The 12,624-nt window shown below is 67.5% G+C and carries 9 protein-coding genes; 6 read left to right on the forward strand and 3 right to left on the reverse strand.

The features are described 5' to 3' along the window. Positions 1 to 2: 2 nt before the first annotated feature. Together rsgA and aroA are read right to left on the reverse strand one after the other, a co-directional pair. Entirely contained in the window at positions 3 to 1,073 is a 1,071-nt protein-coding gene (gene rsgA, locus AC3WS6_RS08545) for a ribosome small subunit-dependent GTPase A (protein ID WP_492500611.1), read from the reverse strand. Then, complete coding sequence (gene aroA / locus AC3WS6_RS08550) at positions 1,070 to 2,395, reverse strand: 3-phosphoshikimate 1-carboxyvinyltransferase (RefSeq protein ID WP_492500612.1); 1,326 nt, start codon at positions 2,393 to 2,395, stop codon at positions 1,070 to 1,072. The genes rsgA and aroA overlap by 4 nt, the downstream gene beginning before the upstream one ends. Positions 2,396 to 2,464: 69 nt before the next feature. On the opposite strand from aroA, the gene AC3WS6_RS08555 reads away from it, so the two are divergent. The 3 genes from AC3WS6_RS08555 to AC3WS6_RS08565 are packed head-to-tail and all read left to right on the forward strand — an operon-like array spanning position 2,465 to position 4,708. Next, positions 2,465 to 3,127: a sigma-70 family RNA polymerase sigma factor gene (locus tag AC3WS6_RS08555; RefSeq protein ID WP_201469401.1), complete on the forward strand. Its 663-nt coding sequence runs from the start codon at positions 2,465 to 2,467 to the stop codon at positions 3,125 to 3,127. Then, on the forward strand, positions 3,124 to 3,369 hold the full coding sequence (locus tag AC3WS6_RS08560) for a zf-HC2 domain-containing protein (protein WP_042541911.1): 246 nt from the start codon (positions 3,124 to 3,126) through the stop codon (positions 3,367 to 3,369). The genes AC3WS6_RS08555 and AC3WS6_RS08560 overlap by 4 nt, the downstream gene beginning before the upstream one ends. A 34-nt stretch (positions 3,370 to 3,403) precedes the next feature. Then, on the forward strand, positions 3,404 to 4,708 hold the full coding sequence (locus AC3WS6_RS08565; protein WP_492500613.1) for a GNAT family N-acetyltransferase: 1,305 nt from the start codon (positions 3,404 to 3,406) through the stop codon (positions 4,706 to 4,708). A gap of 86 nt (positions 4,709 to 4,794) precedes the next feature. Here AC3WS6_RS08565 and AC3WS6_RS08570 read toward each other — a convergent pair whose 3' ends face one another. Then, entirely contained in the window at positions 4,795 to 8,475 is a 3,681-nt protein-coding gene (locus AC3WS6_RS08570) for a multifunctional oxoglutarate decarboxylase/oxoglutarate dehydrogenase thiamine pyrophosphate-binding subunit/dihydrolipoyllysine-residue succinyltransferase subunit (RefSeq protein ID WP_492500614.1), read from the reverse strand. A gap of 160 nt (positions 8,476 to 8,635) precedes the next feature. Between AC3WS6_RS08570 and guaB1 the strand changes: the two genes are divergently transcribed. The 3 genes from guaB1 (at position 8,636) to AC3WS6_RS08585 (ending at position 12,607) form a co-directional block, all read left to right on the forward strand. Continuing rightward, entirely contained in the window at positions 8,636 to 10,090 is a 1,455-nt protein-coding gene (guaB1, locus tag AC3WS6_RS08575; RefSeq protein ID WP_492500615.1) for a GMP reductase, read from the forward strand. A 142-nt stretch (positions 10,091 to 10,232) separates the two neighbouring features. After that, positions 10,233 to 11,549, forward strand: coding sequence for a hemolysin family protein (locus tag AC3WS6_RS08580; protein WP_492500616.1), 1,317 nt, complete (start codon positions 10,233 to 10,235; stop codon positions 11,547 to 11,549). Next, the gene (locus AC3WS6_RS08585) at positions 11,546 to 12,607 is read left to right on the forward strand and encodes a hemolysin family protein (protein ID WP_492500617.1); all 1,062 of its coding nucleotides are present in this window, start codon (positions 11,546 to 11,548) and stop codon (positions 12,605 to 12,607) included. The genes AC3WS6_RS08580 and AC3WS6_RS08585 overlap by 4 nt, the downstream gene beginning before the upstream one ends. The last annotated feature ends 17 nt before the right edge of the window (positions 12,608 to 12,624 follow it).

Consider the following 12,624-nt stretch of genomic DNA (forward strand, 5'->3'; position numbering starts at 1 on the left):
GCCTATCGGCCGGGCGTCTGCTCGGCCTTGTCGGCGAATGTCTGCAGCAGTCGTTGCAATGAGTCCAACCGCGCGAGCTGAGTCTCGCTGAGTTCGCCCCGATCAGCCGCCTCGATCAGAGCGCAGTCTGGCGCGTCGGGGAGGTGCGTACACCCGCGCGGACATTCCTCGGCGATCTCGGCCAGCTCGGTGAACGCGGCCAGGATGTTCTCGGGCTGCACGTGTCCCAAGCCGAACGAGCGCACACCGGGCGTGTCGATCACCCAGCCCGCACCTTCGGGACCCTCGTAGCGCAGCGACACCGTCGATGACGATGTGTGGCGGCCTCGTCCGGTCACCTGATTCACATGTCCGGTGGCACGGAGCGCGCTCGGGACGAGGGCATTGACCAGTGTGGACTTGCCGACACCGGAGTGGCCCACGAAGACGGTCGAATGCCCCACGAGCGCTGCGCCGATCTCGTCGACGGGCATCTCGTCCTGCGCACTCGTGAACACGCGCAGATCGAGCCCGTCGAAGTGGGCGAGGAAGTCGCTCGGGTCGGCGAGGTCGGTCTTGGTGACGACGAGCAGAGGGCGGATGCCTGCGTCGAGGGCAGCGACCAGGTACCGATCCACCAGGCGCGCGCGTGGCTCCGGATCTGCTGCGGCGACGACGACGAGCATCTGGTCGGCGTTCGCGACGATGACGCGCTCGACCTGGTCGGTGTCATCGGCGCTGCGGCGGAGCAGCGACGTGCGGTCGACGATCCCCACGATGCGGCCGAGCGTGCCTTCTTCACCCGTCGTGTCGCCCACGACGCGGGCCTGATCACCCGTGACGATCGGGGTGCGACGCAGTTCACGTGCCCGCGCCGCGGTGATCGCGTGCTCATCGGGGGTGTCTTCGCCCATCAGCACGGCGTATCGCCCACGGTCGACCCCGAGCACGCGTCCGATCTGCGCATCGTCGTGCGCGGGTCGCCGCTTGGTGCGTGGGCGATTGGCCTTGGGGTTGGGGCGAGTGCGGAAGCTGCTCTCGTCGTACTCGTCGAAGTCGCCCTCGAGGTCGTCGGAGTCGTCGAGCCAGCTCACGCGGATTCGCCTCGCAGCATCCGCTCCCACAGAAGAGTGAATTCCGGGAGGGTCTTCGCCGTGGTGCCGATGTCATCGATCTCGACCCCGGCGACGCGGAGCCCGATGAGTGCCCCGGTGGTCGCCATACGGTGATCGTGGTAGGCCGCCCAGGAGCCTCCGTGCAAGGGGCGGGGAATGATGCGCAGGCCGTCGGGCAGCTCCTCGGCTTCGCCGCCGAGAGCGCGGATGTCGGCGATGAGTGCGGCGATGCGATCCGTCTCATGGAGTCGGATGTGCCCGATCCCGCGGATCGTCGTCGGCCCGGATGCGAATGCGGCGAGTCCCACGAGCGTGGGGGTCAGTTCGCTCGCTGCGGAGAGGTCGATGTCGAGGCCCCGGATCTCGGTGCCGGCCTTGACCGTGAGGATGCCGCTGTGGCGCCCGACGTGCGCGCCCATCGCCTGCAGGATCTCGGGCAGCAGGGCGCCGGGCTGCGTCGAGTGCACCGGCCACCCGGGAATCGAGACGGCCCCGCCGGTCACCAGGGCGGCGGCGAGGAAGGGCGCCGCGTTCGAGAGATCCGGCTCGATGTGGATCTCTTTCGCGCGAGGAACGCCCGCTTCGACGAGCCACTCTCCGGTGGCCGGCCGTTCGATGCGGATGCCGCGTCGGCTCAGGGCCTCGATCGTCATGTCGATGTGGGGCAGGCTCGGGAGCCTGTCTCCGATGTGGACGAGATGCAGTCCCACGTCGAATCGGGGGGCGGCGAGGAGAAGGCCCGAGACGAACTGGCTCGACGCCGACGCATCGATCTCGACGCGCCCGCCGCGGATGCGTCCGTGACCGCGGATCGTGAAGGGAAGCGCCCACGTGCCCTCGTCGTCGATGTCGACGCCGAGGTCTCGCAGTGCGCTGATCAGCCCGCCCATCGGGCGATGGAGCGCGGTCTCGTGAGCGGTGAGGTGCACATCGTGCCGTGCAAGGCCCGCCAAGGGGGCGATGAAGCGCATCACCGTGCCGGCCTGGCCGCAGTCGACCGTGGTGCCGCCTTCGAGCCGCGCGGGGGTCACCACGAGATCGGGGCCGAACTCTCCGTCGCCGTCGACCTCTTCGATGCCGACGCCCAGAGCGCGCAGCGCGTCGACCATGCGGCGCGAGTCATCCGAGTGCAGAGGGGCGATGAGGCGTCCCGGACCGTCGGCGATGGCCGCGATGATGAGCTCACGATTCGTGAGCGACTTGGAACCCGGAACGGTCACCGTGGCGCTCACGGGAGACGATGTCGTCGGCGCCACGTAGGCGCCCTGGACAGGGGAGGGGGAATACCTGTTGGCGCTCATCGGTTCCCACCTTAGTAAACGTGAGTCGCCGCCTGACCGAATGGCGTGTACTCGCGAGGAGGAGAGAGAATGCTCGACACGTTGGAACGCGAGTTCGCAGACGTCGTCGGCCTAGACTGGCCGGTGATGGATGACACCGCAACCGCAGACACGGTCAGCGATCCTCGACGCGAATTCGAGGAACAGGCGATCCCGTTCATGGATCAGCTGTACGCCGCCGCCATGCGCATGACCCGAAACCCTTCCGACGCCGCGGATCTCGTACAGGAGACCTTCGTGAAGGCGTACGGCTCGTGGTCGACCTTCGCGCAGGGCACGAATCTCAAGGCCTGGCTCTACCGCATCCTGACGAACACGTACATCAACATCTACCGCAAGAAACAGCGGGAGCCGTTCCAGGGGACGATCGACGAGCTCGAGGACTGGCAGCTCGGCGGAGCCGAGTCGACGACCGCCTCCCACGGGAGATCGGCCGAAGCGGAAGCGATCGACCACATGCCGGCATCCGTCGTCAAAGATGCGCTGCAGGCGGTACCGGAGGACTTCCGGCTGGCGGTGTACCTCGCAGACGTCGAGGGATTCGCGTATCAGGAGATCGCGGACATCATGAAGACACCCATCGGCACCGTGATGAGCCGTCTGCATCGAGGCAGGCGGATGCTGCGGGAGCTGTTGGCCGACTACGCCGCAGAGCGGGGAATCTCCGCGGCCGACCCGAGGAGCAGGAAATGACCGATTGCGGCTGCGACAAGGCCCGAAAGGATCTGGAGGAGTACCTCCGCAACGAAGTGTGCAACACCGAGCACACCGAGATCCGCGAGCATCTGGAGAACTGTCCCTCGTGCCGCGATGAGGCGCTGGTCGCGACGACACTGACAGAGGTCGTGGCGAGGGCGTGCAAGGAGACGGCTCCCGAGGAGCTGCGTGATCAGGTGTTCGCCCGGTTGCGCGAGGTCCAGGCCGCCCAGCACTGAGTCCGCCCTGAGTCCTGCCCCGTAGTGTGGGTGCATGACCGTGATCGACTTCCGTGCCCTTCCCGCCGATTCCGAGTCCGCTGCGCGACTCGCAGCGGAATCGCTGACGTACAGGGTCCTCGACACTGCGGATCCGACGGCATCCGAGCTCTTCCAGCGTGCTACTGCGCGCGGATTCCTCGGGGGCGAGCCGACGCCCGAGGCACTGCGATTCGGGCGGTCCGCTCTCGAGGCCAGGCGCAACATCGGCGTGTACGACGAGGCATCCGGCGCGGACTCGCGTCCGGTCGCGACGATCGACTCCTGGGTCACGCCGGTCACCCTTCCCGGAGGTGCGAGCCTGCCGATGTGGGCGATCAGCGGGGTCACGGTCTCGGCCACGCACAGGCGTCGCGGGATCGCTCGCGCACTCCTCGAGGGCGAGCTGCGTGCAGCTGCGTCAGCGGGTGTGCCCATCGCCGGGCTCACCGTCTCGGAGGCGACGATCTATGGTCGCTACGGCTTCGGTTCGGCGCTGCCGGTGGCGCGCTTCACCGTGGACACTCGCAGGGCCGGATGGGCTGGCCCCGCCCTGCCGGGTTCCTTCGAGTACATCGAGGGGGAGACTCTCGCCGCAGAGCTCGGCGCCGTGCACGAGCGTGCGCGCCACTCGCGCCCGGGACAGATTCCCGGGTGGAAGTCGCGCTGGGACGGGATGGCGGGGCTCTCGCCGAGCGACCCGGATCGCGACAAGGTGCGCGGCGTGCGGTACCGCGACTCCTCAGGAGCGGTGCACGGAGTGATGGCTTTCCGGCTGAGCGAGCGCAGCGGGTCGTTCCGCTTCTCGCTGCAGATCTCGCTTCTGACCGCCGACACCGCTGAAGCCCGCGCGGCCCTCTGGCAGTTCGCTCTGCAGCACGACCTCGTCGATGAGGTCACAGCGGACCTCCGCCCCGTCGACGATGCGCTTCCCTGGCTCGTCCGCGATCAGCGCGGCGTGACTCAGACCGTGCACGACCACGGATGGCTGCGCATTCTCGACGTGCGAGCAGCGCTCGAACAGCGCCTCTACTCGGGGCCGCTCGATGCGGTCTTCTCGGTGAACGATGCGCTCGGCTTCGCGGCCGGAACCTGGCGACTCACGGTCGATGACCGCGGACGTGGCTCGGTGTCGAATGCGGAGGGACGGCCCGCAGACGTCGAGCTCGATGTGTCGGCGCTGTCGGTGATCTACGCCGGAGGAGTGCGGGCGTCGACTCTGCAGGGTGCCGGTCGTCTGGATGCCTCTGCCGAGGTCGTCTCTGCTCTGGACCGGGCCTTGCTCTCGTCGCCGGCCCCGTCGCTGGATATCTGGTACTGACCGAGCACGAACGCTCGACGTCGACCCGCACGACGAACGAGAAGAGGGGGCCTCGATCACCGAGGCCCCCTCTTTCGTCGTCGTGGTCAGTTGATCGTCAGCGCATCGCGCAGCAGCTTCGCCTGCTCGGCCGCATGCACCTTCGACGACCCGGTCGCGGGAGAAGCCGAGGCCGGTCGGCACACGGTGCGGAACGACCGGTCTCCGGGCACATCGGCGAACGCGAGTGCCAGGAACGGCCATGCGCCCTGGTTCTCGGGCTCTTCCTGAACCCACACCAGCTCGGCGTTCGGGTACGAGTCCGTGATGGCCTTCAGACCGTCGATCGGCGTCGGGTACAGCTGCTCGAGCCTGACCAGCGCGATCTCGGGGTTCGGGTTCTTCTCGAGCTCGGACTTGAGATCCCAGTGGACCTTGCCCGAGTGAACGAGCACGCGCTTCACGGTAGAGCGATCGAGACCTCTGGCGTCGTCGATCACGGGCTCGAAACGACCCTGGGTGAACGCGTCGACGGGGCTCGTCGCACCGCGAAGGCGCAGCATGGCCTTCGGGGTGAAGACGATGAGCGGCTTGCGCGGACGGGCATACGCCTGACGCCGCAGCAGATGGAAGTACGACGCAGGAGTCGACGGACGTGCGACGATCATGTTCTCCTGCGCGCACATCTGCAGGAAGCGCTCGATGCGCGAGGACGAGTGATCCGGCCCCTGACCCTCGTAGCCGTGGGGGAGGAGCAGAGTGACGCTGGACTGCTGTCCCCACTTCTGCTCGGCCGCCGAGATGTACTCGTCGATGACCGACTGGGCGCCGTTGACGAAGTCGCCGAACTGCGCCTCCCACAGCACCAGCGCTTCGGGCGCCTCGACGGAGTAGCCGTACTCGAAACCGAGCGCGGCGTACTCGCTGAGGAGCGAGTCGTAGACGAAGAAGCGCCCCTGCGACTCCGACAGATTCGACAGCGGCAGCCACTCCTGACCGTTCGCGCGATCGTGCAGGGTCGCGTGGCGCTGCACGAACGTGCCGCGGCGCGAGTCCTGGCCGGCCAGACGAACCGGCGTGCCCTCGACCAGGAGAGAACCGAAGGCGAGCAGCTCGCCGAAGCCCCAGTCGATGTTGCCGTTGCGACTCATGTCGAGGCGCTTCTCGAGCTGCTGCTGCAGCTTCGGGTGCACCGTGAATCCTTCGGGCTTGTTGACGAATGCGTCGCCGATCAGCTGGATGACCTCGTTCGAGACGCCGGTGATCTCGGGGGCACCGACCTGCTCGTCGAGCGGAGGCAGATCCTGTGAGATCGGCGTGGTCCCGGTCTCTGCGGCATGCGTCTCGGCGAATGCGATCTCGAGGCGGTTCTGGAAGTCGGCCTTCGCCTCGTCGTACTCCTCCTCGGTGATGTCTCCGCGACCCACGAGCGACTCGGTGTACAGCTTGCGCACCGAGCGCTTGGCCTGGATGAGGTCGGTCATGAGCGGCTGGGTCATCGACGGGTCGTCGCCCTCGTTGTGACCGCGACGGCGGTAGCAGACGAGGTCGATCACGACGTCGCGGTGGAAGCGCTCGCGGTACTCGAAGGCGAGCTGAGCGACGTGGATCACGGCCTCGGGGTCATCGCCGTTCACGTGGAACACGGGCGCCTGGATCGTCTTGGCCACATCGGTGGAGTAGACCGAGGTGCGCGAGTCGTTCGGGAGCGTCGTGAATCCGACCTGGTTGTTCACGACCACGTGGATCGTGCCGCCGGTGCGGTATCCCCGCAGCTGCGACATCTGCAGAGTCTCGACGACCACACCCTGCCCTGCGAACGCCGCGTCTCCGTGCACGAGGATCGGCAGCCAGGCGAAGGTGCCGATGGGCTTGCGGTCCTGCTTGGCGCGCACGATTCCCTCGAGCACACCGTCGACGGTCTCGAGGTGCGAGGGGTTCGCGGCCAGGTAGACCGGGAGCTCCGACCCGTCGTCGGCGATGAACGTGCCCTCGGTGCCGAGGTGGTACTTCACGTCGCCCGAACCGCGCCGGTTGCCCGGCGTCTGGATGCCCTCGAACTCCTGGAAGACCTGGCCGTAGGTCTTGCCGGCGATGTTCGTGAGCACGTTCAGTCGTCCGCGGTGGGCCATGCCGATGGCAGCACCTTCGAGGCCCGCGGTCGCCGCACCCTGCAGGATCTCGTCGAGCAGAGGGACGAGCGACTCGCCCCCTTCAAGGGAGAACCGCTTCTGGCCGACGAACTTCGTCTGCAGGAACGTCTCGAACGCCTCAGCCTCGTTGAGCTTGCGCAGAACGCGCAGCTGCTCGTCGTGGCCAGGCTTCTGGTACTTGACCTCGACCTTCTCCTGGAACCACCTCCGCTGCTCGGGGTCCTGGATGTGCATGTACTCGATGCCGAGAGTGCGGCAGTACGAATCGCGGAGGACACCGAGGATGTCGCGGAGCTTCGCGACCCGACGTCCGCCGAACCCACCCGTGACGAACTCACGGTCCAGATCCCAGAAGGTGAGGCCGTGGCTCTCGATCTCGAGGTCGGGGTGCGAGCGCTGCACGTACTCGAGCGGATCGATGTCTGCCATCAGGTGACCGCGCACGCGGAAGGAGTTGATCAGCTCCTGCACGCGGGACTGCTTGTCGACGCGCTCGGCGAGGTCGACCGCGATGTCGGGGTTCCAGCGGATCGGGGAGTACGGGATGCGCAGAGCCGCGAAGATGTCGTCGTAGAAGCCGCGCTGACCGATCAGCAGCTCGTGGACCTTCTTGAGGAACTCTCCGGAGCCGGCACCCTGGATGACGCGGTGGTCGTAGGTGCTGGTGAGCGTGATCGTCTTGCCGATCGCGAGCTCGTTCAGCGTCCGCTCGCTGGCTCCCTGGAACTCGGCCGGGTACTCGAGCGCGCCCGCGCCGATGATGCAGCCCTGCCCCTTCATGAGGCGCGGCACCGAGTGCACGGTGCCGATTCCTCCGGGGTTGGTCAGCGAGACCGTGGTGCCCTGGAAGTCGGCCGCGGTGAGCTTGTTGTTGCGCGCTCGCGTGACCAGGTCTTCGTAGGCGACGAGGTACTCGCTGAACGACATGGTGTCGGCGCGCTTGATGCTCGGGACCATGAGCGCCCGCGTGCCGTCGGGCTTGGGCAGGTCGATCGCGATACCGAGGTTCACATGCGCCGGAGCGACGACCGACGGCTTGCCGTCGATCTCGGCGTAGAAGACGTTCTGGCTGCGGAACTCGTCGAGCGTGCGGATCAGCGCCCATCCGATGAGGTGGGTGAAGCTGATCTTGCCGCCGCGCGTACGCGCCATGTGGTTGTTGATGACGATGCGGTTGTCGATCATCAGCTTGGCGGGAACGGTGCGCACACTCGTGGCCGTCGGGACGGTCAGCGACTCGTCCATGTTGGCGGCGAGAGTCTTGGGGAGCCCGCGGAGGGGCGTGATCTTGTCTTCCTCAGCGGGGTCCGTCGCCTCCTTCGCGGCAGGCTTCGGCGCCTGTGCGGGGATGGGGGCGGCCACGGCCGGCTTGGTCGTGGTGCGGGCCACCGGCTGTGCTCCGATGACAGGGATCGGCGCAGTCACCGGGTGTGCGCTCTGGTCGGCCGCCGCTGCGGGGGAGGCGGCAGGTGCTGCGCCGGTGGCGGCATCGGACTGATACTTCTCGAGGATCGGCCACCACTCCTTGTCCACAGAGTCGCGATTCACCTTGAACTGCTCGTAGAGCTCTTCGACGAGCCACGAATTGGCTCCGAACCCCCCGTCGCCCCCGACGCCGGTCACCTGGTTCGACACTCTCGATCGCCCTCTTTCATCGCTGAATCTCACATGTGCACACCGCGACGCAGGATGCGTTTCGGGTCCGCACACTCTCGAGCAACAAGCCTAACGTGTTTCCTCGCGCAATCGTCCAGGCGGAGTGCCGTCTCGCACTCGATCTGAGTAGCGTGGGGGCATGGAGTTCTCCGGTGAGTCGCCCACAGTCGATCTGACCTATTCAGACGTGTTCCTCGTTCCGCGCCGCTCGGCGGTGACCAGCCGGCTCCAGGTCGATCTCGCTCCGCAGGACGGCACCCCGGCGACGCTCCCGCTCGTGGCCTCGAACATGAACTCGGTCACCGGTCCGCGCCTCGCGGCCGTGCTCGCCCGACGCGGAGGCCTCGGCGTGCTGCCGCAGGACATGCCGCTGCAGGCGCTCGATGCGGCGATCCGCGATGTCAAGGCGCAGCCGGTCCTCTGGGACACTCCGATCGTGCTCCCTCCGAGTGCCTCCGTGGCTGATGCCCTGCGTCTGTTTCCCGCCGCGCCCGGGCACGGGGTCGTCGTCGCTGCGGGCGACCCGCCGTACTCCGTGGAGCGGATCCTCGGCGTCCTCCCCGCGACTCGCCTCGCGACGGCACTGCCCGACGCGCAGCTCGGCGACCTGGTGCACGCCGGCACGCCGTCTCTCGACGCCGACGACATCGGCTCCGAGCGCCACGCGTTCGACGTCATCACGGAGGCGGACGTCGAGATGGTCACGATCGTGCACCACGGCCATCTCGTCGGCACGCTGAGCGCGCGCAGCGCTCTGCGCTCGACTCTTTACGGCCCTGCCCTCGACGCCGACGGGCGACTCGCTGTCGCCGCGGCGGTCGGGATCAACGGGGATGTCGCGGCCAAAGCCCGTGCGCTCGTCGCTGCCGGTGTCGACGTGCTGGTCGTCGACACCGCTCACGGGCATCAGGAAGGCATGCTCCGCGCGCTCTCCGATGTCGCATCATTGAATCCCGGTATTCCGATAGTGGCCGGCAACATCGTGACGGCCGACGGCGTGCAGGACCTCGTCGAGGCAGGGGCGACGATCCTCAAGGTCGGTGTGGGTCCCGGAGCGATGTGCACGACGCGCATGATGACGGCCGTCGGACGACCGCAGTTCTCGGCTGTGCTCGAGACCGCGCAGGCGGCCCGCGAGCTCGGAGCGCATGTCTGGGCGGATGGCGGCGTGCGCTATCCGCGCGACGTCGCCCTGGCGCTCGCCGCGGGGGCGGCCTCGGTCATGGTCGGCTCGTGGTTCGCGGGCACGATCGAAGCCCCGGGGGAGCTCCAGACCGACTCCGAAGGACGCATCTTCAAAGAATCGTGGGGCATGGCGTCGACCAAGGCGGTGCAGGCCCGCTTCGGACGCCTGGACGCATACGAGCGCGCCCGCAAGGAGCTCTTCGCAGAGGGCATCTCGTCGTCCAGGATCTACCTCGACCCGTTGCGTCCGGGTGTCGAGGATCTTCTCGACATGATCACCTCGGGAGTGCGCTCCTCGTTCACGTATGCGGGTGCTGATTCCGTTCCCGAATTCCACGAGCGCGCGCTGGTCGGACTGCAGTCGGCTGCGGGATACGAAGAAGGCAAGGCACTGCCGGTCAGCTGGTGAGCCTTTCGCTCAGCTCGAACCTCACGTGCCCCGCGAGCCCGCGGCGCGTCGCGATCCCGTAGAATCGGCACACTATGGACGACCCTCCCAGTTGCAGTAGATCGCCCCACCGCTCGCCTCTCGAATCCGAGGGGACACACTGATGGACTACATCCTGTTGGGCGTGGGGCTCCTGCTCACGATCGGCACCGGACTCTTCGTGGCGAGCGAGTTCGCTCTGGTCAATCTGGACCGAGCCGACCTCGAGGCACGCCAGGCCCGCGGCGAGTCCCGACTCGCGATGACGATCGGTGCTCTGCGCCACACCTCGACCCATCTGTCGGCCGCTCAGCTCGGCATCACACTCACGACGCTTCTCACGGGTTACACGATGGAGCCCGCGCTCTCGAACCTGCTGCGACCGACGCTCATCGCCTGGAGATTCCCGGACGCGGCGGTCGCGCCGATCGCGACGGTCGTCGCGATGGTGGTGGCGACAGCACTGTCGATGATCCTCGGTGAACTCGTGCCGAAGAACTTCGCCCTCGCGCTCCCTCTCGCGACGGCCAAGCTCGTCGTGCCCTTCCAGGTCGCGTTCACCACGGTGTTCAAGCCCGCGGTCGTCGTGCTCAACGGCAGTGCGAACGGCGTGCTGCGCAGCATGGGGATCGAGCCCAAGGAGGAGCTCTCCGGGGCACGTACGGCGGAGGAGCTCTCGTCTCTCGTGCGCCGATCCGCCAGCGCCGGCGTGCTCGAGGCCGACACCGCGACACTGCTGGATCGCACCTTGACCTTCTCGCGACTGTCGGCTGCCGACGTGATGACCGCGCGTCCGAGCATGCACGCGATCGCCGCGGGGGACTCCGCCGACGACGTGATCCAGCTCGCCCGCCGCACGGGGCACAGCCGGTTTCCCGTGTACGACGACGACTTCGACGACATCACCGGCGTCGTGCACCTCAAAGCGGCGATCTCGGTGCCCCGCGAGCGACGAGCCGAGGTGCCCGTCGGAGCTCTCTCGACCGAGCCGCTGCGTGTCCCCGAGACCGCGCACGTCGACAGTCTCATCACCGAGCTCCGGGCGCGTGGGTACCAGCTCGCCGTCGTCGTGGACGAATACGGCGGCACCGCCGGTCTGGTGACGCTGGAGGACCTCGTGGAAGAGATCGTCGGCGAGGTCGTCGACGAGCACGACCGGATGAGGGCGGGTGTCGTCGTGGGACGGGACGGCGTGACCTTCCCTGGCGAGCTGCGTCCGGATGAGTTGCGCCGCAGGGCCGGTGTGGATGTGCCGGAGGGCGATGTGTACGACACGGTCGGCGGCTACGTCATGAGCGTCCTCGAGAGGGTGCCCGTCGTCGGCGACGAGGTTCCTCTCGACACGGGCACGCTGCAGGTCGTGCGCATGGACGGACGCCGGGTGGATCGGGTGCGATACGTCGCGACCCCGCACAGCGCGGATGAAGGAGTGACCCGATGAACGATTGGGCAGGTATCGCCTGGCTCGTGGTGCTCCTCGTCGCGAACGCGTTCTTCGTCGGCGCCGAGTTCGCCGTGATCTCGGCCCGCCGCTCGCAGATCGAGCCCAAAGCAGAGCAGGGCTCGCGAGCGGCGAAGACGGCGTTGTACGCCATGGAGCACGCGACGCTGATGCTCGCGACATCGCAGCTCGGAATCACGATCTGCTCGCTCCTCATCCTGAACGTGTCGGAGCCTGCCATCCACCATCTGCTGGCGGCTCCGCTGCACGCGTTGGGCTGGTCGGACGGCGTCGTAGACGGTGTCTCGTTCGCCATCGCGCTGCTCGTGGTCTCGTTCCTGCATGTGGTGTTCGGCGAGATGGTGCCGAAGAACCTCGCGTTCTCGGTGCCCGATCGCGCGGTGTTGCTGTTGGCGCCGCCCCTCGTCTGGGTCTCGAAAGCGTTCATGCCCGTGATCTGGGTGCTCAACGCGGCCGCGAACGGCGTTCTCCGCCTGTTCCGCGTGGAGCCCAAGAACGAGGCCGCGTCGACCTTCACGCTGGAGGAGGTCGCGACGATCGTGGATCAATCACGGCGCGAGGGCGTGCTCACCGACACGGTGGGCGCCGTCGCGGCTGCGGTCGAGTTCACGGACAAGAAGGCGCGAGACGTGGCGGTGCCGCTGAGCGACCTCGTGACGCTTCCCGAGAGCACCACCCCGGACGACATCGAGAAGGCCGTGGCGCGCTACGGCTTCTCGCGCTACGTCATCGTCGATGACGAGCATGCACCGGTCGGGTACGTGCATCTCAAGGACATCCTCCGGGCATCCGACGGTCCGGACCCTGCCGCCAAGCTGTTCGAGCCGCTGCCGTCGAAGCGGATCCATCACATGGTCCCCGTGCAGGAGGACACGGATCTCGAGGATGCGCTCGCCGTCATGAGGCGTGCGGGCCGCCACCTCGCGAAGGTCCGTGACCACAACGGCGCCACCACGGCCGTGCTGTTCCTCGAGGACATCCTCGAAGAACTGGTCGGCGAGGTGCAGGACGCGACACGTCGAGTCCGCGGACACTGACACCGCGCACAGAGAAG

The sequence above is a fragment of the Microbacterium sp. EB106-03-03-XG65 genome (assembly GCF_058791955.1).